Source organism: Microcystis sp. M20BS1 (genome assembly GCF_020245305.1).
Taxonomy (GTDB): Bacteria; Cyanobacteriota; Cyanobacteriia; order Cyanobacteriales; family Microcystaceae; genus Microcystis; species Microcystis ichthyoblabe_A.
In genome coordinates, this window is the sequence record NZ_JADBUZ010000114.1 from 37662 (window position 1) to 62202 (window position 24541).

At 41.7% G+C, this 24541-nt stretch carries 19 protein-coding genes and 1 CRISPR repeat array; of the genes, 6 read left to right on the plus strand and 13 right to left on the minus strand.

Annotated features, from left to right (window positions below):
* Positions 1-169: 169 nt before the first annotated feature.
* Both IM507_RS12135 and IM507_RS12140 read left to right on the plus strand, forming a co-directional pair.
* The gene (locus IM507_RS12135) at positions 170-622 is read left to right on the plus strand and encodes a hypothetical protein (RefSeq protein ID WP_002737059.1); all 453 of its coding nucleotides are present in this window, start codon (positions 170-172) and stop codon (positions 620-622) included.
* A gap of 301 nt (positions 623-923) precedes the next feature.
* Entirely contained in the window at positions 924-1196 is a 273-nt protein-coding gene (locus IM507_RS12140) for a lipopolysaccharide assembly protein LapA domain-containing protein (protein WP_002736670.1), read from the plus strand.
* Positions 1197-1658: 462 nt separating this feature from the next.
* On the opposite strand, the gene IM507_RS12145 is transcribed toward IM507_RS12140, so the two are convergent.
* The 8 genes from IM507_RS12145 to IM507_RS12180 all read right to left on the minus strand — a co-directional run bounded on the left by IM507_RS12145 (position 1659) and on the right by IM507_RS12180 (position 12454).
* Entirely contained in the window at positions 1659-3107 is a 1449-nt protein-coding gene (locus IM507_RS12145) for a hypothetical protein (protein WP_069474354.1), read from the minus strand.
* A 4-nt stretch (positions 3108-3111) separates the two neighbouring features.
* Positions 3112-5115, minus strand: coding sequence for a type III-B CRISPR module RAMP protein Cmr6 (gene cmr6 / locus IM507_RS12150; protein ID WP_287637090.1), 2004 nt, complete (start codon positions 5113-5115; stop codon positions 3112-3114).
* 63 nt (positions 5116-5178) lie between these two features.
* Entirely contained in the window at positions 5179-5568 is a 390-nt protein-coding gene (locus IM507_RS12155; protein ID WP_002735800.1) for a hypothetical protein, read from the minus strand.
* 20 nt (positions 5569-5588) lie between these two features.
* Positions 5589-6152, minus strand: coding sequence for a Uma2 family endonuclease (locus IM507_RS12160; RefSeq protein ID WP_002736502.1), 564 nt, complete (start codon positions 6150-6152; stop codon positions 5589-5591).
* 9 nt (positions 6153-6161) lie between these two features.
* Positions 6162-6941, minus strand: a complete 780-nt coding sequence (gene cmr4, locus IM507_RS12165) for a type III-B CRISPR module RAMP protein Cmr4 (RefSeq protein WP_002737749.1) — start codon at positions 6939-6941, stop codon at positions 6162-6164.
* A gap of 6 nt (positions 6942-6947) precedes the next feature.
* Complete coding sequence (locus IM507_RS12170; RefSeq protein WP_287637091.1) at positions 6948-8072, minus strand: type III-B CRISPR module-associated Cmr3 family protein; 1125 nt, start codon at positions 8070-8072, stop codon at positions 6948-6950.
* Positions 8072-11083: a type III-B CRISPR-associated protein Cas10/Cmr2 gene (cas10, locus tag IM507_RS12175; RefSeq protein WP_287637092.1), complete on the minus strand. Its 3012-nt coding sequence runs from the start codon at positions 11081-11083 to the stop codon at positions 8072-8074. Before cas10 ends, IM507_RS12170 begins: the two co-directional genes overlap by 1 nt.
* Positions 11084-11200: 117 nt before the next feature.
* The gene (locus IM507_RS12180; protein ID WP_287231138.1) at positions 11201-12454 is read right to left on the minus strand and encodes a helix-turn-helix transcriptional regulator; all 1254 of its coding nucleotides are present in this window, start codon (positions 12452-12454) and stop codon (positions 11201-11203) included.
* A 320-nt stretch (positions 12455-12774) separates the two neighbouring features.
* A CRISPR array of direct repeats spans positions 12775-13991; the repeat unit is 36 nt; unit sequence CTCTCTACTCGCTAGAGAAATTAATTGAATGGAAAC.
* Positions 13992-14404: 413 nt separating this feature from the next.
* Here IM507_RS12180 and IM507_RS12185 point away from each other — a divergent pair.
* Complete coding sequence (locus tag IM507_RS12185) at positions 14405-15424, plus strand: methyltransferase (RefSeq protein ID WP_287637093.1); 1020 nt, start codon at positions 14405-14407, stop codon at positions 15422-15424.
* A 44-nt stretch (positions 15425-15468) separates the two neighbouring features.
* On the opposite strand, the gene IM507_RS12190 is transcribed toward IM507_RS12185, so the two are convergent.
* On the minus strand, positions 15469-16902 hold the full coding sequence (locus IM507_RS12190; protein ID WP_287637095.1) for a phosphoglucomutase/phosphomannomutase family protein: 1434 nt from the start codon (positions 16900-16902) through the stop codon (positions 15469-15471).
* A gap of 60 nt (positions 16903-16962) precedes the next feature.
* A complete protein-coding gene (locus IM507_RS12195) occupies positions 16963-17307 on the minus strand; it encodes a hypothetical protein (protein ID WP_002773423.1) in 345 nt (114 codons plus the stop codon).
* Between the two features lie 452 nt (positions 17308-17759).
* On the opposite strand from IM507_RS12195, the gene psbO reads away from it, so the two are divergent.
* Complete coding sequence (psbO, locus tag IM507_RS12200; RefSeq protein WP_002773425.1) at positions 17760-18593, plus strand: photosystem II manganese-stabilizing polypeptide; 834 nt, start codon at positions 17760-17762, stop codon at positions 18591-18593.
* Between the two features lie 359 nt (positions 18594-18952).
* On the opposite strand, the gene IM507_RS12205 is transcribed toward psbO, so the two are convergent.
* A complete protein-coding gene (locus tag IM507_RS12205) occupies positions 18953-20017 on the minus strand; it encodes a glycosyltransferase family protein (protein WP_287637096.1) in 1065 nt (354 codons plus the stop codon).
* Positions 20018-20315: 298 nt separating this feature from the next.
* A complete protein-coding gene (locus IM507_RS12210; RefSeq protein ID WP_002736972.1) occupies positions 20316-21440 on the minus strand; it encodes a type I restriction endonuclease in 1125 nt (374 codons plus the stop codon).
* 205 nt (positions 21441-21645) lie between these two features.
* On the opposite strand from IM507_RS12210, the gene IM507_RS12215 reads away from it, so the two are divergent.
* Both IM507_RS12215 and IM507_RS12220 read left to right on the plus strand, forming a co-directional pair.
* Positions 21646-22101, plus strand: a complete 456-nt coding sequence (locus tag IM507_RS12215) for a DUF29 domain-containing protein (RefSeq protein ID WP_123230757.1) — start codon at positions 21646-21648, stop codon at positions 22099-22101.
* Positions 22102-22113: 12 nt separating this feature from the next.
* Entirely contained in the window at positions 22114-22863 is a 750-nt protein-coding gene (locus IM507_RS12220; protein ID WP_002791066.1) for an amino acid ABC transporter ATP-binding protein, read from the plus strand.
* Between the two features lie 18 nt (positions 22864-22881).
* Here the strand turns inward: IM507_RS12220 and IM507_RS12225 are convergent, their stop codons facing one another.
* Positions 22882-24447 (minus strand): cation:proton antiporter, encoded by a 1566-nt coding sequence (locus IM507_RS12225; RefSeq protein WP_123230756.1) that lies wholly within the window; start codon positions 24445-24447, stop codon positions 22882-22884.
* Between the last annotated feature and the right edge of the window lie 94 nt (positions 24448-24541).

Below are 24541 nucleotides of genomic sequence, written 5' to 3' on the forward strand. Positions count from 1 at the left end.
AATCGGTGTATTTAGCCTTGTTTATAGAGCAAAATCAGGGAAGCTTAGGATTTTCCCTGATAGCTGATCAATCAATGCTATAGACAATTTCAAAAGCTTCTACTTTAAGTATAAAACACTGGGGATACCTCCCTAAAATAGGATGACAACCCTAGACCAGGATTTATCTATGAAATGCGATCGCTTTTTAACTCTTTCCCTCGTCTTCAGTCTGGGATTAGTTTTTCCCCCCTCTTTACCCGCTCAAAATCCCCCCGCTACCACCTTTCAACCGGGTCCTTGGCAGCCTGTCGCTAGGGTGAATATGAGTCGTCCTGTGGAGATTAAAATTATCAATCAAACCGATATTGACCTCAATTATGACCTATCGGCCAATATTGATTCCTCTCCCCAATTATTATCTCCTGGTACGGAGACAACCCTAAAAGGTTTCGTAATTCCAGCATATATTCTGATTAATCGGGCTAATGCCGCCTCGGATCCCGATTCTTCTAGTTTAATCTATGCCGTAGAAGTCAATAAAGATAATTTAGTCACGATTACTGTCACCAAAGTTCCGGGGAGTACCCCCGGTTATACCACCTTTAACCTCAATCAACAGGGTGCTATTTATATTTACTAGCTCTAGCTGAGGGCGATCAGACCACAATTATATTATCGCGATCGAGATTTATTTGAGATCGATCGACAATTGTAACGTTTTAGTCAATTAACGGTAATTTCCGCCCCAGGAAAGTTAAATTAATAGGGATATAACTCCCAAATTAAGTAGCTGGTTATAATTAAATTAAAAATGGATTTTAGGTTCGATCCCCCCTTAGTCCCCCCTTAATAAGGGGGGCATCTGATAATTTTTCAAGCCTACCTACTTAGCCTACAAAAGGTTAAAAAATCTCCTACAAACAAACCTAGCGAGGACAAACATGAATACAATCACTAATTTTTTAGCTAGTGCTATTGTCGGTGGTTGGATTATGACCATGGCAGTTTTTGCTATCCAAAATATCCAACCAGTTTCTTTAAAGTTTCTACAATTTGAGTCAATTAAAGTACCCATCGGCATTTTATTGGCTTTTTCTTTGGGAATGGGATTTTTTATGGCCGCAGTTATTCCCGCTTTTTTGAGAAAGTCGAAAAAATCTCCTCGCAGTCGCTTTTCTCCCCCAGAATCGGGGTTAGACGAGTTTGATTTTTAAATAGGGTCTGCTGAAAAAGTTTTTCCTGGGGGTAGGGTGTGGGGTGTGGGGTGTAGGGTTTTACCGATTTTCAGGGGGTCAATTACCTAATTTTCAGGGAAAAAGTGCCTAAATTTCCCCCCCGATCACCCCAAGGTCTGGCACTTTTTGATGGGAAAAAAGTCTAAAATTCTTATCCAACAAGGTTTTTAGATTTATTCAGCACACCCTAAATAGTCTTTTGACTGGCTAATTTATCGGTTCTCTTAGGGTTTGGTGGGTAAAATGTGTTCTAAGATACAGTCTTGCCAGCGAGCGACTGGAACGAACCACAAAGACACAAAGGACACAAAGATCGATCGGTCTTATATAAGTTAAACTGGTCGCAACGCGCTCGCTACGCGAGATCACACCAAGAACAAGAGAGCCATTTATCGGCAGCATCCCGGGTGTATATTGTAGGAGCTAATTGCATTTTGTACTTTAAACAACATTATAATTTTTGATAGCTGTTCTGACTCTCTCATGAATAGAAGCAAATAAACTTCCTTGCCATAAATAATTAAATTTATTTTCTGTGATTAGATTGAGACAATTTAAAATTCGCTTTTCCCAGTCTTTTTGATTGTAAGTATCTTTTCCCCAAGCTTGATATAATTCCTTCTCACTAATACCTCCTAATTTGTGAGATAATCGATTTCTATGATTACGCAATTCTGCAGAACCCCAATCCTTTAGATCGACATTAATAGACAACTCAATTACTCGTTGTTGATTGCGACTGTCTAATAATATGTCAGTTTTATTTGTCCCATTAACAAACAATATGCTCAAATCAGGATACTTAGTTAAGACCGAAGATTTTAAAGATGAATAAGTATATTCAGAATTAACCATATAGTCTTTAAATTCATGTTTTAAACACTCATAAATTAAGCCTTCTACCGCTCGGAAACTATGAAGCATAGCCTCGGTTGTATTTTTTTGTTTTAGTCTAACTACTGCGGTATAAGCTTGTTCATAGGCCATCCACCAATATTGTTGATGCTGCTCTTTTTGTTGATTATTGAAACTAAAAGAAGCGGACTGAAAAAAATCTTCAAATTGTCCTTGATTCCAGCTTACTCCAGATTTAATTAGAGCATAAGTTTCTTTCCATTTTTGTTTATTTTGTTCATAGTAAGGTTTAACTAAGTTCTGAAGACCAGCATAATCATAGCGTTCTAATAATTGTAGGGCTTGTTGTCGAGTGCGATCCCAAAGATAGTTAGTCCCTAAAAAAGGCCCTGTGTAATCTGAAGAAATGCCCTTTTGATTGTCATGAGGAGTGGGAATAAATTCATAGAATTTAATATCGTTTCCATAAAAACTCAATCCCGAAATTCTCGACGCTTCTGAAGCTTGCCCCACCCCACCTTTTAAGCACAATAAAATGGGTTGATCGGGTTGAGGTTCTATATTTTCTTTCCATACTTGTTGCCACCAACGGAACATTTTCTCGAAGTTAGAAGGGTTTTCATCATTTCTACCTATATAGAGAATATTTACTACCAAATCAGAATTTAATTTATTTAGCCAATACTTAATTAATTCTCCTGAGTAAAGAGTATCTTTTTCTCTTTCTTTTACTGTTTCATTTTGATCAGTTACTACTAAATAAACTTTTTCGAGATCATTGATTTTATCTTCCAAAAGTTTACCCAAAATGACTGGTTTTACTTGATCGCCATAATATTCAATGTTTTCCCAAAGGTATTGGGATATTTCTCGAAAAGATGATTTTTCGGTCAGAGCTAAATCAGACACTACTTCTATCTGTTCTCCGAGAATATCACCTTTCATGCGATCATCGCCAATATTATACCAGTCACCAGTGGTGACTTGAAACATTAAATCTCTGGTTCCGATCGTTGCAACTAAAATTGATTTCATGAAATTATAAAGGGAATATTTGAGCAAAATTTTGAGGACTTGTATTACTTCTTAATTGTTTGATAAACTCTTGACGGGGATTCAGATTAGCACCGAATACAGTAACTATCTGGTAATCTCCTAAATCAGCAATCCACACGGGAGATGGTTTAGCTCCACCACTGACTTTACCACAGAGATTACCATCATATTCTCTTTGACCATTTTTACCGGTAATTTTCAAAGTATCACTGTGAAGAATTGCTAAAGCATGGGGTTTACCTCTTTGTTCATTTCCTGCACAGACAAAAATTTGACAATTACTATCGGCCGCATCAATCCAATTACTTTGAGAAACTTGACCAGCTATCCTTAAATTATTAGAGTTTATATTAGTGCCAGTAACTTGATTTAAAGATTTATAAAAATCTCGCAATCTTTGCTGAAATTGTTGTTTAAACCCCTGCACATTATTGGGCATTGCCCAAAAATCTTCTTCACTGTCAATATAAAATGTAGAACCACGAAACCATGGGGCGCTTTCACGACTTTTGCGAGAATAATTAGGTCTTCTCGCACCTTGACCAATACCACCCATATTAGCTAAAAACCAAGTCAAATATTTAGCTAATTTTTTGACAGCTTCTTGTTTATCTTTTGGAGTTTCGGAAGACAAAGATAAGACTAAAGTTCCCCGTTGTTCACCACAGGGGTCATTTTTACCCTGAACATTGGGTCGGGGTTCTTTTTGGGTAACTTTACCCTCAAGAATATTCACTTGTAGATAACCGTATTTTTTAGGATTAATACCGCCAAATAATTCAGATTCAATCTCTTGAACACCGTATTTTTTAGGATTAATACCTCCAATTAATTTAGCTTCAATCTCTTGAACTTTGTTAATAGGTAAAACTCCGGATGCAAAAACACGAAACCAGTATCGCATCATCGATTTAAAGGCTGTCGGACGAACTTCTGCAACGGGTGCGCTCCGCATTTGCCATTCATTGCGTCGCTCATTCCATTGCCATTGGGTGAATCGTTGATAACCATGAATTAATTGACCTTCTAGCTCAAAATCCAATCGATAAAATTCCGATTCTAATCTTGGGTTTTTTCCAGATAAGATCAATTGTCCATAACCTGTATTGACTTGTGAACCTATGCCAAGCTGTAAACCTTTTTTCAGCCATTGTTTTACCTTTTCAAGTATCTTTTCATCTTGACAGTTACTAGCTAGACGTAAACGTAAACCAATTAAAAAAGTTGGTTCTTTGAGAGAGAAAAAAGGATTAGGGTTAGGAGAATATTCTAGAGAATCATCTTTCCATGACCAAATATTATTAGCCATGTCCATTTCTAACCCCCCGTTCTTAGAAGGTAAAGGATAGGCATCAAAAAAGACAACTTTACCCGTTTTATTTTTTTCCTCTTTGGCGTTTATATCACCAAAATAGGGGGCGATTTCTTTTTCCGCGTCTTTCCATTCCAGATTATTTTCCGCCATGATTTCTCGGATGGCTTGGTTTCTGGCAACACCGCGCAATGTACTAGATGGAATATAGGGCATTCCGAGGGCATCAAAGGCAGGTAAAAGAATACTTTCCGGTCCGCGATGACCACCGACACGAATACGCCAAGTGGATTTGACTTGAAAAGCGATTCCGTCTTTCGCTAACAGTTGGGTACGTTGATTGAGTTGCTCAAGACGCTGAGTATAGTTAGCATTTTCTTGGGCTGTTTGCAGAATTTGGGTTTTAGTCGCATCTTTGTGTGGATAGTCGGCAGCACGCATCCAACGGAGATATTCGACAAAACTGGCTGATTGGTCGGGTTGAGGTTCGTTTTCGGGGTCTAACCACGGTGAGGGTGGAGGAGGATTGTTATTGCCGCCACCGCCGTTATTATTGCCGCCGCCACCCCTAGGAGGCTGTCTGGAGGGTTGGTTGTTATTTGTGGGTTTTATAGCTTGATTTTTTAGGGTGGGTTTTTGAGGGGGATTAGGACGTTGTAAGGGGCTATGGGACATAATAATTATAATTTCCTTTCTAGTTCAATGAATTATAAAAACTGTGGTGATAATTTATCTGAGCTAGTCGCCACTTTCCACATCGGAATAGATGGCATTGGCCCAGAAGCTAAATTCTTGGGCGATTTCCAAGCCTAAACCCGTTAATCCTAGATAATCATCGGTAGATAAATCCTTGAGAGTAGTTAATCCTTGAGAATTAGAAAGATTATCTCTTTTAGATAACTTTTCTAGGCATTGAAAATACTTTTTAACTACCTGTTTTTTTCCTTCTTGATTGAGGGCAGTTTCTTCGGCTTTTAGGCGCATCATTCCCCAAGTAGAAAGATAGGTATAAAGTTCAAGAGCTTGATTTTTTTGTTCTTTGCGGCGACTCTTATCAGCAGTGGCTGAGGACAATTCTTGCAAGGCAGTGAATACGGGATTGCTAATCGTTCTAGGGTCGAATGTCATGGTTATTTTGGCTCCAAAAGTTAAAAAATATTACCTGACCAAAGGGTATCAAGAGAGATAACAATATCGGGAAATGCGGCAGCGGATAAAGTTCCTGTAGTAAATTTTTCTTGATATTGATAATCAGAATTTATCGGTTGACGGAAAACATAAATCTCTCGATTTTTGATGGCAACTACCCAATATTCTGCAATACCAGCTTGGGCATAGATATGTTTTTTTTCGGTTAAGTCTTTACTGAGAGTTGAGTCAGAAATTTCGATTAACCAAAAAATTTCATCAGCATAGGGATGATGATCTCGATAGCGAGAACGAGGGGGAAAAACTACAGCGATATCGGGTTCAGGTTCTGAGTTTTCTAAGGTAATGGGTCCAACTTCTCTTACCCATGCTTTATCCTTGAGACGTTGACGGAGAAAGTTGGCTAATCCTTCTCCACTGTCTTTATGTAAAGGGCCTTCTGGACTCATTTCGAGAATATCTCCATTCAGTAATTCTACACGCCGATCGATTAAAATTCCCGCCGCAATCATGCGATGATAATCGACCACTGACCATTTAGCTAAGGCAAGATTAGCTGTCATAAATTACCTCTACCATTGTTGCACAAAACCACGTCCTAAACTTTCCTGTCCGCCGATTTGTAGAATGTCATTATCTGCTAATAACTGTTTAAAATCAGCTTGGGATTGTTGTCTGGTTCCATTAGCTTGAGAGGTAATACCCCAAGGAAAATACATTAAGGTGTCGGGGGGAATAGCTTCTTCATAACGAAATCCTCCATCGACGGATTTATGCTCATCTAATTTAATTTTAACTTGTCTCCATAAACTCATTTGAATTAGAGTCGTGCAATGCTGATCGGGCAATACTAAGACTTTATTAATGCCACTACTGACAGAGTTTTTGGGAATAAAACTTTGCCAATTTGACCAGTCTTTTAGATCATCGACCTTGAGAATGGCATCCTTGAGATAAACGTTGGTGTTGGCCTTTTTAAAACTACAGCTATATTCGGGGGGAATTGTCAGACTAGGATTAGTTAATCTTGTCCAACGACGAAGAAGTAAAGGAGAAGTGATCCAGACGACACCGTGACTAAGGGAAGGGACGGGCAACCAGAGAATCGAACCATCTCCTATCCAGATGTCTCCCTGTTCCAAGTTTTCTGCACCTTTATCGATTTCATTACCGAATAACTTAAATTTTAGGTTTTCTTCGGTAGCTAAAGAACGGATTTTCCCGCGAATTGTACTGGAGGGAATATAGGGTAAAGTGGTATGGGATTCACGAGCAATACCCACTAGATTCCCCTCTTGAGTGGTTCCTCCGGTGTGTAGGGGAGAAAGTAGATAAAAGTGGATTAAGTTCATGATTAATTATTCTCCTTTATAGTTGATCCAAAGTAATTCCGAGTAGCCTAATTTGCGCCAGCGTTGGTGATATTCGGGACTATCGGGCTGCTCTTGAAATAGGCGATCAGGTTGATTTAAATAGTATTGACTACCGGCGGGGGCCGCGAAGACTTGGGGGGCGGGAATGCTAGTATTTTCTTTTGATTGAATGCGGCAACTGATCGGGATAGCTCGATCGGTTGCGACACTGACTAGATTGCCCGGTTTCTGATTACTATTAACAGTATGGGCGAGTTTCCATTCCCAGGGCCAAGAGCGACAAATGGCTTGATTATTATCGTGACGGCGTTCAAAAATACCGGGGGTAACGAGATAGGCGATCGCTTTATTTATTTGTTTAAAGTTCTCCTCGGATTGTTGTTTTAATTCTTGCCATTGTTGACCTAAATTATCGCATTTTTCCAGTATAACTCGGTGTCCTTCTCCTCCTAACCGCAAAGTTGTGGGAGTGGGAATATTAACATCAATTCCGATCGCTATACTCCAACCGGGTAGCATTCGGATCGCTTTTTCCACAAAGTATCCATCGGCATCTTCTACCTGTTTACTTCCCGGTTTCATGGCATTATGGGAACGAATTTCTTCTTGCCAGGGTTTATCTTCTCCTTTGTGTTTTACTAACCATTGGCAAGGGTCGATCGCTCCTGTTTTTAAATAATCGAGAATAACTTTAAAAGGTAGATACTGACGATATTTACCTTCTTTCTCTTCTTCCGCTTCATTTTCTCGATTTTGGCAATTTTTGTTAGGTTTAGCCTTAGCTAAGGGGGCAGGTTTCGATCGATCCCAAAATATATGCTTTTCTGAAATCGTTAAATTATCACTCCAAGAAATAGGAATTAATGGGTCAGAATTGGCGAATCCTAAAGGACGGGGTAGATATAAAGTATCTCCAGTAAAAGATAGGAATGAACCGGTGATTTTAAAATAACTATTTTTAGAGCGATCTAGTAAAGCACTTAAAGCACCGGCGATCGTGTGACCGTTGGGGGGAAATGTACTTCCGGCCCAGGCTCTTTCTCCGGGGCTAAAGGGTTTGGCATCGCGTAGGAGAAGAACATCTAGGGGAGTGATTGTGTACCAATACATTAAATGGAACCTCCGATCTTAATCTCTCTTTTTCGAGTCATAAAAGCCGCTAGTTTAAGCCAATTGTTGATAGTTTTATTGAGAACTTCTGGTGTGTTTTCTGTAGTTTGCCAAAGGCTATCTAGAAAGTTGGCAAGTTCTTTTTGAATCTGCTCTGTTTGTTTTTCTGATAAGTTCTCCCGACGGCTACAGAAGGCTTTTGTCCAGGGGAAAATCGCTTCTTGTACTGGTGCGGGATGTTGTTCCCAAATTGTCGCAGCTTGTTCAAAGATACTGGCATCTAAATTCAATTCTAAGAGTTTTTGCCATTGATAAAAAACATCAAACTTAGCCGTAGATTTTAGGACGTTACCGTTACCGTAGAGAACGCGCACTTGTACAGCATCTTTTTTGACTTTTTTGCCGTCAAAGCCTTTATAGGCGTGTTCCTTGGCTTTTTTCTCGGCTTCCCAGAGATTTTCTAGGGCGATAGCAAGGGGTACGGAATGATGAGCGATGACAATACCGAAACTGATAGTCGCCCGCTTTCCCATGGTAAATAGGGGACGTTTGGAGAGATTTTCGGGAGGTTTTTCGCCTTCCCATTGCCAATAGTCACCGGCGTTCTTAAATTCCCCATGGGGGTCTTTTTCTCCCTTAAAACATTGCTGGATATCCCATAACCATTTATCCCATTCCCAGAGATTAGTATAGGCGAGAACATCATCACCGCCACCATAGATTAAGCGTCCTGCATAGCGTTGTTCGGTGAGGTAGGGAACGAGTTGATTAGAGAAGTCTAAAAGGGCGCGACTGAGGGCGCTATGGGTAGATGGTCCCATGCGTTTTTTGAGGGTGACAAAATCGCCAAAAGCTTTTTGTACTTCTTTTTCTAGGGTATCGGTTTCGGTCGGGGGATGATCGGCGTATTGATGAAGTGACTTAGGGATATATTCTCGATAGGGTTTCATTTCTTGGCCTTTTAACCATTCCCCCATTCCGTCACCGTCTCCTGCGGCGATAACATACCAATCAGCCGGGTTATTGTGGGGATAGTTTTGGTCAATTAATTGGCTTAATTGATGGCGATAATTAGCCATTTCTTCATCGGTAATCTCTAGTTCTTCTACTAACCATCCCGCATTGAGAAATCGAGGGTGATAACGTTTATATTCTGGTTCGATGTGATCGTCAATGTAGGGGATTCCCCAGGGTTGGGTAAGTGCCGGGGGAATCTTTTTCCCGTCTTCTCTTAACCTACGCGAGATGGTGCGACAAACTCGATGAAAATAGTCGAGATCACCGCCTGTTTTGAGATAACCGGCGACTCCCACGGTTAAATCGGGATAAGCGGCATCTAGACGCTCTTGGTCGCTATTTTTTAAGAGTTTTGGCAGGATTAGGTGTAATCCGCGTTTAACGGTTTCCGTGGCGTTGAGTTGTTCGATCCCATCGAATAATCCGGCATTTCGTTGCCAATATTCTTTGCTTGCTTTTTCGCTAATCCAATCGTTGTTACTATCGGGATGGACGACGGGGCCAAGTCCAGAAATGGTGGAACGGGGGCCGAAAGCGGTGGGAATCTGCCAATCGCGGGCGTTTTTGACGGCAGCAAGGGCGGAACGGTTTTGATCGAAAGCACTACTCCACCAAGAACCAACATTAGAACTAAAGGGATGTTTTTTCCATTTCTCAAGGCGTAGTTTTCCAGCTTTTTGCAGAAATTCCTGCTCCTTTTCTAAGAATAGAGCTTTTTTATCGTAGAGATTATAAAGTTCGTTTTGTTTATCTCGCCAGCTTTGCGCTTTTTCTGGGTCTTCGGCTTGATTTTCGTCGATATTTTCGTTTTCTTGGTAAATTTCGCTACTGGTGAGGAGTTGGTCTTCTCTACCGATGGGGATCCCCACATAATAGGTTTGCCATTGGGCATTTAACCAACTGTCCCAGGTATGACTATTTTCTTTTAATTTGGGCATCCAGTGACGTTCTCCCAATTCCTCGAAAACTTGCCGACTAATTTCTTTCCATTCTTTTAATAAACTAGATTTAGCGGTTTGCATGGCCGCTGCCACCTTATCTTTGGGCAAGACGAGGATAATAATGTTGGGAAATCCGGCGGTTAGTAATTGTCGATCGCTCGGTGGGTCGATCCAGGGTTTAAAATCGGGATATTTCTCTAGTAACCATCGATCGATTAAGGGTTGTGCGTAGAGAGAGGGATAGATCAAACTATCGGGGCCGTATTGTTGGGCCAGTTGCCAGCAGACTTGAGCAGATAGATAGTGCAGAATCCAAGAACCTGCCCAAAAATCGCGCATTTTGCGGCTGGCTTTGATTAGTTCTTGCACAGGGGAAAAGGTAAAACTAACGAGATAAGCGTGGGATAATTGTTTTCCTGTCGGCCATTTATTGACCACATCCTCGGAGGTGAGATCATATCCCGCTAGGGCCCCGGCGATGGCTGCCGTTAAACTGGCATGACTCCAGATCGATCCGTCCGGTATTCTGGTTTCGGCGGGCATTAAAAGCAGATTTTCGTCATCGAGTAATTTCGTCGCCGCTTGGGGAAGACAGCGCCATAACCACCAAAATAGTTCTTTAGCTTCGTTTTCTGAGATTCCTGTGCGTAATCTGGCGGGAATTTGGTTAAATAGTTGGTTTTCCTGTTCTTTTAAGTAATCTGTGCGGTTAGAAGCGATTTTCTTATGGGTTGTGTCGGCTAATTTGAGATCTAAGGGTTCTCCGGAGAGGAGGTGACGCAATTCTAGACCTGTTTCTCGATCGTAGTTAACGAATTGGGTTAAACTACCGATCGCCGATCGATCGCTGGCTGAGGTGATATAGTCAGCTAGTTTGATTTGTTTGAGAATTTTTTTAGTCGATTCTTCGGGGTTATGTTTTCCCCACAACTTCATTACTTCTAAATCTCTCCAGAAACTGTTATCACCGCGTCCTGAGTTGCTATGTAGGGCCTTGAAGACGGGATCGTGTAGTAGTCCCCAGATTTTCGCTTGCCAGTATCCTAGGGCCATAAACGCCTCAACTCCTTGCTGACTGATGTTCTCAGTATATCAATATGCCTTAGGAACCTCTAGAGATAACACGATATTTTGAAGATTTTTCTAAAAAGCTTCAAAAGCTTATCCTGTCTAAGTTTCTGGTGGTATGAATTTTTTACTATGATTATCGTCTGTTGGGGGAGAATATCGATCGACCAACATTTGCGCCGATCGCCGGTGTTTTTCCGCCATTTCTGGGGGAGAGAGAATCTGGGCCTGTTCGAGATAGCGCTGTACCCACCAGAGAAATTCTTCCAGGGAACGGGACGGGAGAGCGATGTGGTAATCGATCGAGTTAAGGATTTTCGTCTGCGGGTCGATCTGGGGATTTGTCAACTGCTGCCGGGGGTGACGTGCTTCTCCCTCCCGGATAAAGTAACTCACAGGATGAAAAAAGCGAACTTTAACGGTAATTAGGGTTAATTGTGCCGCTAATTCCAATTTTTGCGCTGCTAAATCCCCCAAATTCAAGCCCCAGCCATTTTTAATCAGTTTGTGGGCATTATTGAGGCTGTGGCGCTGTTCTTCGAGGGAGCGAGAGGGTTCTGGGAGGATTCGACAATGACCGGCGAAACGATTGAGGCGGCCGATCGCCAGACAGCCATCGGGATAGGTTTCATAGAGGAGATACCAGCCAATGTCACGGTAAATTAGCTGGAGGGGATAGATCGGGAAAAGCCCGGTAAATTTCTTTTGATAGGGATCGATCGGTCGGGCGATCTCGATTACCTCTCCCCGGACAATGGCCTGTTCTAGGGTGTCGATTTTCTCGTATAAAGTTTGGCGATATTTTCCCCGTTCCATCATCTCTTCCGGATCGGTATAGTTGATCGGTCGATCGAGTTGTTCCCAGACGGGATAGAGAAAGTCAGCTCGGGAGCCGAGTGTAAACCCTTGAAGACGGCGATCGAGTTGGTGATAGACCTGACGGATTCTCGGATCACCCTGATAGAGGGCCCGGGAGCGGAGTGCATCAAAGGCGATTTTAAGTTCGTCGGGACTCATAACGCCGGTGCCGAGATAATACCCCCAGCGATAGATGTGGCGATCGAGAATTTTGTAATCCCGTAGGGTCGTTATGTCTTTTCTCAGGGTGGCAATGGAGGGATATTCCGCGGGCCAACCGAGGGCGAGGGTGGCGGCGAGTTCTCTCACCCGTTCCTGTACTTCCGTTAATGCGTTGTGATCTTTCCCCGAATGGTAATTTTCCGAGGGATCGAGGGTTTGATAACCGACTCCGGGGTGTCGGACGAGGGTGGCGATCAGGAGCATAAGTCGCTGGAACTCGCGACTATCTCGTTCACGCAGTGTTCTTTCCCTAGGGGATTTGGGGTGCTGAGTCATACAGATGCAATCGGTTCAGTCAAGGGGAAAGCCGATATAAATTTACCTCACTCCGAGGGCTAGAAAATCCGATCAGGACTGGAAAAATCAGCCGATCGATCGAGGGGTTAAATTATTGGCTTTTTAGGGTATCATCGACTAGCGACGGATAGGGGTGGGAGCAGATAACCTCGGTTTCCGGTAAAATCCCTCGATCTACCACAGGATAAGGGTTTTGTGGTTTATGGGGTTGACTGTGCGACCGTATCTAGCTATAATTAACTTATCCGTCGCAACTGGCTTCTGAACCTCAATCCTGTTCGGACGTTTGCCTACCGGCTCTCTCTACTCGCTAGAGAAATTAATTGAATGGAAACAGCATTAACATTATTATTTATCAAATTAAGTGTATTTGAACTCTCTACTCGCTAGAGAAATTAATTGAATGGAAACTTGTCATATAGTGCGTCGCCACCTCCTTGCTGTACTACTCTCTACTCGCTAGAGAAATTAATTGAATGGAAACTTAAAAGGATAGAACTGACGTACTCGCATACAGAATGCTCTCTACTCGCTAGAGAAATTAATTGAATGGAAACCAGTAAAGCACCGTCTTCAATGTCAAAAGGGATGTATCTCTCTACTCGCTAGAGAAATTAATTGAATGGAAACTCTTGGTATTCAGGTAATCCCTCAATTTCCCCATAAACGACCTCTCTACTCGCTAGAGAAATTAATTGAATGGAAACCCGGGGGCAAGGCAGTCCACGCGACCCATCTTAGCCTCTCTACTCGCTAGAGAAATTAATTGAATGGAAACTCAGCCACTTCTTTGTCGAGGCTTCCAAACAGATAGCGACTCTCTACTCGCTAGAGAAATTAATTGAATGGAAACTAAATTTTTATCACTCCACTGCTCCATCCAACAAGCTCTCTACTCGCTAGAGAAATTAATTGAATGGAAACTCGATAGATTGATTTTCAGGCGCTTGGGTGTGGCGTTCTCTACTCGCTAGAGAAATTAATTGAATGGAAACTCATTATCACCTCCCCAACTGGTAAAAAAGCTTAATTCTCTCTACTCGCTAGAGAAATTAATTGAATGGAAACACCCTTGATAAATATTCGGCAATTGTCCGACCAATTTGTCGTCTCTCTACTCGCTAGAGAAATTAATTGAATGGAAACTTAATTAAAGCCGCCATTAGATTAGCACTTAAAGCAGGCTTTCTCTCTACTCGCTAGAGAAATTAATTGAATGGAAACGAGCCATGGTTAAGTCGGTTGCTGTTGATGCTCTATTTGTCTCTCTACTCGCTAGAGAAATTAATTGAATGGAAACCTCTAATTTTTTGGTTTCCCCACTGGGAAGTCGGTAACTCTCTACTCGCTAGAGAAATTAATTGAATGGAAACAAAAGAGAATTTCAGCGTTATCAAAAGCCTTATCCTCTCTACTCGCTAGAGAAATTAATTGAATGGAAACTTGGATTGTCCATAGTTGGATCATTTCCTCTAATAGGCTCTCTACTCGCTAGAGAAATTAATTGAATGGAAACTAATCAGCTGCGTCCGATGCCGGCACTCGCTCCTCTCTCTACTCGCGCTTAGAAATTAATTGAATGGAAACGAATATTCGCACCGGATAGCTATCCGATCAAATTCTATTTGCTCTCTACTCGCGCTTAGAAATTAATTGAATGGAAACAATAACTTTTGTTTAGATTCCTGCGTCAATTTGTTCTCTCTACTCGCTAGAGAAATTAATTGAATGGAAACTTCCTAGTTTGGTAGGGTTGATTCATGAATCAACCCTACTTTCTCTCTACTCGCACTTAGAAATTAATTGAATCTCCCCCAATCCCTTTCCTGTTGACCCTTGCAAAAGTGCCTCATTTCAATAGGCAATTTAAATGCGCGGGCAGCTTATTCTATATGGTAATGTTTAATTTTATTCGCGTAAAAGTTGCTTATGTCCTTACCTGAACTCCCTCTTCATCTTCAATTAACCCAAATGGTTTCGGGTTACTGGCTATCTCAGGCCATCTATGCTGCGGCTAAATTAAGTCTAGCCGAGCATTTAAGCAAAGGAACGAAATCTTGTCAAGAATTGGCCTCCCTAACTGAGACTAATCCTGCTGCTTTATACCGACTGATGAGAGCATTAGCTAGTGTGGGAATTTTTCAAGAAACTGAATCTCAACAGTTTATACTAACTCCCTTAGCCGAACATTTATCTAGTGACCATCCCCGGTCAGTAAAAGCGACAGCGATTATGTTAGGAGAAGCCCCCCATTATCAAGCCTGGGGAAATGTGTTACATAGTATTAAAACGGGACAACCATCCTTTGATGATGTCTTTGGGATGGGAGTCTTTGAATATTTTCAAACTCATCCGCTAGATGCAGAGATTTTTGAACAGTCGATGAATAGTTTTTCTTTTTCGGAGGAGAAGGCTATTTTAGCTGTGTATGATTTCTCGGAATTTCAAACCCTAGTAGATGTAGGTGGGGGATACGGTGAGATGTTGGGGACAATCCTAGAGCAATATCCCCACCTCAAAGGAATTCTTTTTGATGAAGAATATGTAATTTCCCATTGTCAACCGACTTTAGAAAAACACGGGATTCTCCATCGTTGTCAAACCGTTGGGGGTAGTTTTTTTGAATCCGTACCATCGGGAGGAGATGGCTATTTATTAAAACATATTATTCATGATTGGGATGATCGACGAGCGATTGCTATTTTGAAAAACTGTTGTCAAGCTTTAGATAGCGATGGGAAAGTTTTAGTCTTGGAAATGGTTGTTCCTTCGGGTAATAATCCTTCGGCCGCTAAAATGTTAGACCTAAATATGTTAGTTATGTGTCCGGGAGGTAAGGAAAGAACCGCAGAGGAATTTGAGGAATTGTTGAGTCAAGCGGGATTAAAATTAAATCGAATTATTCCAACTCAAGAGGATATTTGCATTATTGAATGCGTTAAAAAATAATAGAATAGAAAAAGGGTTTCTTGAAGAAACCCTTTTTCTATTGTTTAGATATAAGTAGCCCAAGATTTTGCCCAGGCAAGAATTTCATGAACTCGATCGATGGTTGAAGATTCACAGTAGAGACGCAAAACCGGTTCTGTACCACTAAAGCGAATTAACAACCAACTGCCATCTTCTAAACGGAATTTATAACCGTCCATAGGATTACAATCAGTCACTTGTTTACCGGCAATTTCCCTTAAGGGTTCCTGATCCAAAGCAGTAATTAACTGATCGCGAGCTTCCATATTAGCTAGGGGTAAATCAATGCGATCATACTGAGAATGAAAGCCAGTTTTATCCTGTAATTGCGCGTAAAGATCGCTTAAATCTTGGCCCGATTCTACCACTGCTTCCAAAACGTATAAAGCTGATAATAAAGCATCCCGTTCGGGAATGTGAGTACCATAACCGACACCTCCCGACTCTTCCCCACCAATTAACACAGGAGTGGTCAACATTCGATCGGCGATATACTTATAACCGATCGGGGTTTCAAAGACCGATAAACCGTATAAACTGGCTAATTTGGGGATTAAATCGGAACCGCTCACCGTTTTGACAATTTCCCCTCTCATTCCCTTTTTGCCGGCTAAATGCTCGATTAAAATCGGGATGAGATTTTGGGTGCTTAAAAAATTCCCCTGACCATCGATCGCCGCCACTCGATCGCTATCCCCATCGAAGACCAAACCTACTCGCAAAGGGGCTAAATTTGCGCTGTGAGACAGCTTATCGATGATTTCCGTCAAATTTCTCGGTAAAGGTTCCGGAGAGCCGCCACCGAACAAAGGATCGCGATTGCCGCGTAATTCCGTGATCCCCACCCCCAAAAGACGCTCTAAACCGGTAGCCGCCGCACCGTGCATGACATCGGAATAAACTTTTAGTTGTCCCGATTCGATCGCGTTGGCAATAGCGGCAATATTAACTTTTTGGCGTAAACCCTGACAATAACCTGACCAGGGTTCAAAAGTGCTTAATTTACCGGCAGCTGCCTTAAATTGTGGCGGATTAGACAATAAAGCTTCAATTTGTTGGGTAATTTCCGGCGAGACAGAACCACCAAAATAACCTTTAACCTTCAAACCGAGATATTTAGCCGGGTTATGACTGGCGGTTAACACGATCGCACCGAGAGCATTTTCTGATCGAGCTGCCCAACTAAAAGCGGGAGTGGGAGCATAGGATTGGGAGAGAAGCACATCAAAACCGGCTTTTTGCAGCGATTCCGCCGCAGTTTGAGCAAAATCCTCCGCCATAAACCGCCGATCATAGCCGACGATTATCGTCCGCGAACCCGTGATCTGACCATAATTATCGGCTAAAACCTGAGCCGCCAAGGGAGCGAGCAGAGCAACTCGATCGAAAGTAAAATCGGCGGCGATAATCCCGCGCCAGCCATCGGTTCCAAATTTAATCGGGTTCACGGTGGTCATGATTTACCCCTAAATATCCATTTTTTCAATACTGTAACCCGCTCCGTACTCTCTGGACACTCATTTTTCTCGATCATCGGTTTTTGCCGCCGGATCGAGCGCACCGGCTTCACTGATTAATAATTTTTCCATTAACATTTGTAACTTCATCCGTTCTATATAGGGCCATCCCCCGGTTTCCTCGATATCCCGGAGTAATCCGTATAAATCCTTACGCGTATTGGGTAAAGATGGCTCGAACATCTGCTCGCGAATTTGCCGATGTAAATTTTCTAAAGTTCGCAGCAACCTTAACAAACCGTTACAATCTCCCTGCTGTTCTTCGGCGATCGCTGTCACTGTCGTTACAAGGGAATGTAGTTGGCTATCTAATTGGCTATTATCTCCAGGTAATCGGCTATTCATCGGAATTTCTGCATCTGAAAACAGTCACACCAATCATATCAGTCATCAGCTATCAGTTACTTAGAGCCTCCTGACTTGAAAGAGGGTGTGGGGAAGTGGGGTGTGGGGTGTGGGGTGTGGGGTGTAGGGTGTGGGGTGTAGGGTGTGGGGTGTGGGGTGTGGGGTGTAGGGTGTGGGGAAGTGGGGAGAACAAAGCTGCCTATTGCCTATTGCCTATTGCCTATTGCCTATTGCCTATTGCCTATTGCCTATTGCCTATTGCCTATTGCCTATTGCCTATTGCCTATTGCCTATTGCCTTCTGTCTCTCCTCTCCCTGTCTCCCATCTTCTCAATGGTCACTGATCTTTGATAAACTGAGTTTCGGTGAATTGGCGCAACCGATTCGATAATTCATCAGGCTATGGATCAAGGGTAGTAATTGTAAAGATTGACAAAGAGAGGTTGACATAGATGAGATTTCGTGCCTTGTTAGTTGCCTTTTTAGCCTTGTGCTTAGGGGTGTTGACAGCTTGTAGCGACGCGCCTAGTGCCGTCCTGAATAGAAACGAGCTAACCTATGATGAAATTTTAAACACTGGATTAGCTAACAAATGTCCGCAGATTTCCGAGTTTACCCGGGGGACTCTCCCCTTAGAAAGCGGCGAAAGTTATGTAGTGACAGATTTGTGCTTGGAACCCCAAGAATATTTTGTCAAGGGTGAACCCATTAATAAGCGGGAAGCGGCCACTTTTATCCAGGGTAAACTCTTAACCAGAGATACCACCAGTTTAGAACAGATGACAGCGACCTTAACCGTAGGCGAAGACGGTGTTTTAACCCTCAAGGAAGAAGACGGTATCGATTTCCAACCCATTACCGTACAATTACCCGGAGGTGAAAGAGTTCCCCTCTTCTTTACCATTAAAGGTTTCACTGGCAAAACCGAAGCTGGATTTAGCTCTATCAACAGTTCCACGGATTTTGAAGGCGACTTTAAAGTTCCCTCCTATCGTGGCGCTGGTTTCTTAGATCCCAAAGGTCGGGGTGTGGTGACGGGTTATGATAATGCTGTCGCTTTACCCGCTAGTGCTGATAGTCAAGATTTCCAGCGTGCTAACGTCAAAGCGACGGAACTGGGTAAAGGTACTATGTCTTTACAGGTGACTAAAGTTGACGCTTCTACTGGCGAGTTTGCTGGTGTTTTTGAAAGTGAACAGCCTTCCGACACCGATTTAGGCGCAAAAGATGCTGAAGAAGTGAAAATTCGCGGCATTTTCTACGGTCGTCTCGAAGCTCGTGCCTAATTAATTTTTGGCTAAGTTCAGAATTTCTGGAAATTAAGGCGAATTTCTCCCTGGAGAAGTTCGCTTTTTTCTAAGCTTTGACACAATTAATACTAAATCCGTTGAGTATAGGCTACTTATAGAGGAGAGGCACTTATGCAACAGGTAAAAGTTATATTGAGAGAATTAAGCATTAGTTGGTAACTCCCCAGGTTTGCCATGACATAGACATCATTAAGGTTAGTTCTGGTTAATTGCTCGTACAAACTATTTGGCAACACCTCTAATTTTCGCTTTTACTTTTTCAATATGTCAGAGGAACCTTGACAAATCAGAAATTTTCTAGAGCTATTCATATTTTTTATTGAGTATCTACTAAACTATAAACCCAGGCGACGGCGAGTTTTTTTGAAACTAAAGGGGGAGTGAGCCATAAATAGCTTCACAAATTCTAGGCGACTTTGAAGATCACGATATTTTTTTAGGTAGTAAAATAGTGCTTCTAAATCAATATAAACACCCTTGCGATACAGGTAATGCGCCAATTCTATGCCACTAATCTCATTTTTTAAAAGGTCAATTAACTCAAGGGTGCTAGGTAAGCTATTGGGGCAGAATGAGGAACTATAGGCAGAGTTTACCCATGATGCTTCTTTCCCTTTATAGGTTTTAGATTCTGGGTGTCCGAAACCAATATTATAGATCAAAGAAGTTTTAGGAATAAGATGAACCCGATCTTGATACAAAGATGCAAGAGTAAGAGTAATAACCCAGTCAGTTTGACCATTTCTCTCTAGCCAGAACTGGTTTATTATAGTCATTTTTGTTTGCACGGTGGCGGGTATATTATAGAATTTTCCAAAAGGATTATATTGTTTAGGCTGATTGATGAGAGCGATATCATTCCAGCGATCGGCCCAGATACCGAATCCCCAAGAAAAAACTCTACGAGAGAGAGCAAAATCCTCTTCGAGCAGAGGATATGCTTGCTCTGGAAAGGTTGCATATCCGCTAATCGAAAAGATTTTTTTATGTTCACGGTATGCCTCTAGCAGACGGCACATACTATCATAAAAATATGGATTGGGAAAGTCATCATCTTCCAAGTAAACAATAGATTCATAAGTGGACAGTATTTCTGTAAAGGCCAAAATGACATTTTGATCACAGCCCAAATTTTGTGATCTTAACCTTATATCTACTGGAATTTTACTAGAGAACTCTTGCAGTAAAGCAATTGTTTGATCGATCAGGGGTAGATCAAGTTCACTTCTTGCTCCATCCACATAGGCAATGATCTGAGGAGGAGATAGAGTCTGTTGGGTTAAACCCTTTAAAACTTCCTTGAGTAGATCGGGACGAGTAAAAACTGTTAAAATAACTGGCGGCAAAGAACTAGGTAAAGGCACCTCATCAAGAGACATTGGTAAATTTGTTAAATTCATAGACTACCGCAAAACAAAAATTTTAACATCTGCATAAATCATGCCCAATATGGTAACACCTTAATTTGACTGTGTCAAGCTTAATCACACTTCGATAACTCCCAGCTAGAATTTTTTGACCTTAACTTGAGAGAAAACTTTTATTATAATGCTCGGATATCCTGTCTCCTTTTCATGACCACTTGTTAACCGTAACTTCCTATACCTAGATAAAATTTTACAACCATAATCAGCGATTACTAAAAATCATATCCTTAAAAACCCCTATCGGTCATTAAAGAGATAGGGGCTAATTATTTTAGATACTTTCCGTTTTTTCTGACTTGCTTTTATAAATATCTTGAGTCAGATAGCGGATACGAGATTTCAGAAATTCAGCGACTCCATAAATTTCATCAAGACTGTCTATATTGGTGGCTGCTTCTTTACCAGTTTCGACGTTATCGGGAATACTGATTGATTTCTTGCCAGTTTTTTCATTGAAGCGCAGACGACAGACTGTTTTGGTTACTTTTCCATCTAAGTTGATACCAAAATAACTTCTAGTGTCTTTGTATTGAATGCGTGCGGTATTGATTTCTTCCCGTAGAATTGATTTAATAATGTAAAATCCTTCCAATTCTTCGGGGGTCGTATTAATTTTATCTTCCCCTGTTTCTTCTGGTGGAGTATCTTCTGCTGCTGGTGTATCAGGAGGATTTGGTTCAGGTTCTTTTCCTAAAACTTCCTCAAATTTTTCTTTGATGATATCATTGATATACTCTTTGAGAGAACGCTTAATAATTTCTTTGAATTTTTCGACAACCGATGCAGTTCTCACCCCAGAATACACATGACTAACAAAAAACTTAACAAATTCGGGGGAAGGATCATTTAATTGCTGGGCAATCACTTTTTTAACTTCTTTTGTGTGCAATAAATTGCGAGCAACCTCTTCTAGTTCGTCAGAATTAAAGCTAGATTTAGAAAATCGTTTTAATTCGTTAACAGAAGAGTCGTCAAAGTCGAGAATGTTAAACTCAAAAAATGGCTTATCGTCCATGATATTATCCTTGACGATATCCGTATAAAACCGATAGATAATCCCATTAGTTAAAACTCCAAAGTTAGCTCCAGTTGCGTTAAAATATCGATGCAGTTGGGAACTATGTTTAGGATGCTCAAGATTTTGATGACAGCTTTTACATTCCATCAAAATAATCGGTTGATTGTCCAAACAAATAGCATAATCTACTTTTTCCCCTTTTAATCCAGTTAAATCGGCACTATATTCGGGGTGAACTTCCATGGGATTGAATACATCGTAACCCCATGCTTGCAAAAAAGGCATAATAAAAGCTGTTTTGGTTGCCTGTTCGTTTTGGATTTGAGAACGAGAGATTTCAACTTTTTGAGCAATTTCTTTGAGTTTATCGATTTCCATGATAGCCTCATTATCTAGGATGTGTGAGTTATCTTCTCAGCCTAACCATAATTTAACCTTTTTTTTACCTCATGGTCAAGCATTTTTGACGGTCATCATCATTAATTCAAGAATATTTACACTAATCCCGTGCCATCCGGATATTTTGTGCTATCATTTCTAGGAATGGGTTATTTTTAATAATGTCCCCATTTGATCAAAGACAATGCTTGCTTTAGAACAGCTTTATGAACGGGAGTATGATCGCTGGTTAAGCGAGACGATCGAGTTATTAAAAAATCGTCAGTTAGATCAGTTAGATTACGAACATTTAATCGAGGAGTTGGCAGCTTTGGGACGAAGCGAAAAAACTGCTGTTAAAAGTTTAAGTTTACAAATAATAATCCATCTGTTACTCTATCAATTTTGGACAACAGAAAGAGAAAAAAATAGTAATCATTGGGCGGCAGAGATTATCACTTTTCGAGTACAATTAGAATATAAGCTCACCACCAATTTAAGTAAATTTCTAGAACTAGAACTAGAGTTAGAAAATATCTATGAAAACGCTCGCTTAATTGCAGAAAAAAAGACAGGATTAAAAAATTTACCGATAATTTGTCCCTACTCTCTGAGACAAATTCTTGAGAAACAGTGGTTTCCCGATACAGATAATCAATAAACTCTCAAAAATATGGAATCTCACAACAGTGAACCGATTATAATTGCCGAAGCGGTGGAAAAATGGTATGATAACCGCTTTCATGCTTTACGGGGAGTGAATCTCACCGTTAATAAACAGGAAGTTGTCGTGATTATGGGGCCGTCCGGTTCAGGAAAATCCACCTTTATTCGCACTTTTAACGGTTTGGAATCCTATCAAAAAGGTCGCATTATTATTGACGGAATAACTGTGTCCCACAACCTGAAAAATATCGAGGTAATCCGTCAGGAAGTTGGCATGGTTTTTCAACAATTTAACCTCTTTCCCCATCTGACGGTATTAGATAATGTCACCCTCGGACCCATGTGGGTGCGCGGTTGGAAAAAAGCGCAAGCGGAGGAAATAGCGAGAAAACTCCTCGAAAAAGTCGGTATTCTCGAACAAGCACTTAAATATCCCCCTCAGTTATCGGGAGGACAACAGCAGCGGGTGGCAATCGTTCGCGCTTTAGCTATGCAGCCGAAGGTGATGTTATTCGATGAACCCACCTCAGCTTTAGATCCGGAAATGGTGCGAGAAGTCTTGGAAACGATGCAAAGTTTAGCCAAATCCGGGATGACCATGGTTTGTGTCACCCACGAGGTAGGATTCGCGCGAGAAGTGGCCGATCGAGTGGTATTTATGGATCAGGGTTTAATTTTGGAAATTGCCCCCCCAGCAGAATTTTTTAATCATCCCCAATCCGATCGAACTCAGCAATTTTTAGCAAAAATTCTTTGATTTTCCATGACTTGATCATTAAACCATCTCTTTTTCTTCTTCTACCTCCACTAAAAGGGGAACGAGATTTTCATTTAAACGACCGGCTCGAATTAATTCTGCGTAGGTATTAGCTTCTATATCGAGTAAAGTATCTTGAAATTGTTCGGCCACCACATCTTTTAATTGTGGATGTTCCTGTAGTAATTTTTGCAACTGATCCCGCAAGGACTTTAATTGTCCTTCCACCAGAGTTTTTTTATAGCGATAAAATTCGGGATCGATATCGGGAAAACGTTCTGGTTGTTGTAGATAATTAGACACCCTAGTTAAAGCAATTTGACGAGCAATTAAGGCCGAATATTCGGTGCGAATTGGTTGATCACCGATAAGATTGAGGGCATTTAACAGCCATTGTATAGATAATCCTTGCACCAATAAAGTAAATAAAACCACCCCAAAAACCACGTCAATAATTTCTTGACGGTAGGGGATAGACGTGGGAACACTTAACGCTAGGGCGATCGAAACCGATCCGCGTAATCCTCCCCACCATAACACCGTTCTTTCCTTAAAATTGATGCTATTGCCCGTAATTAGATTACTAATTGCCCCTAGTCCAAAAATGGATAGCAAACGGGAAACCACCATAGCGGCGATCGCTATTAAAATCCCGGTTAAGTGACTACCAAGACTCTCAAAACGGGTTTGATCGCCGATCAGTAAAAAGATGATAGAATTGACAAAAAAGGCGATAAATTCCCAAAATTCGCTAACTACCAGGCGCGTGCGGGGACTCATACCAATGCGCGAACCGAGATTACCGAGAATAATCCCGACAATTACCACCCCAATCACACCGGATCCGCCTAATTTTTCCGTGACGAGATAGGTTCCGTATGCAGAAACTAGAGTCAGAGACTGTTCCACAAAAGGCAGATCAAAGCGTTGGGTAAGGTAGGAAATGCCGAAACCGATCACGCAACCCACACCGATGCCAATCCCCACAAAGGTGCAGAAACGAGCGATCGTCACGGGGACGGAAAAGGTATCGACTCCCAAGGGAATCCCCACCAAGAGGACGAAAGCGACCACAGCGACCCCATCATTAAAGAGACTTTCCCCTTCCATCAGGATCGTCAGTTTTTTACTGGCCCCCAATTCTTTAAATAGGGCAATTACAGAGACGGGATCGGTGGCAGCTAGGGCAGCACCCAAGAGAAAAGCGATCGATAGGGGTAAATTAGCAAAGATATGTAGGGGATAGGCGACTCCCAAAACGGAGATAATCACCCCGATAACGGCAAAAAGGACGATAGTAACCCAATATTCCTTTAATTTAGCCCAGGGAATATTCCAAGCGGCTTCAAAAAGGAGGGGAGGCAGAAAAATTTCCAGAATTAATTCCGGGGAAAGATTAACCAAACGCAAATCTAAAAAAGCTAAACCCATACCGACAATAACTAACAGCAGGGTGTAGGGAATTTTGCGGAGGAAAGCAACGGTTCTCGATAAAGTGGCGACACTCAAGGAAATGGTCAAAACTAGCAGGAATTGCTCTAAATTATGAGCGATCGCTTCGTTAGCAGTAGATTCTAGGGTCATTAGTTATCAGAGATGGGTGTGGGGTGTGGGGTGTGGGGTGTGGGGTGTGGGGTGTGGGGAGGTGGGGTGATGGGGAAGTGGGGTGATGGGGAAA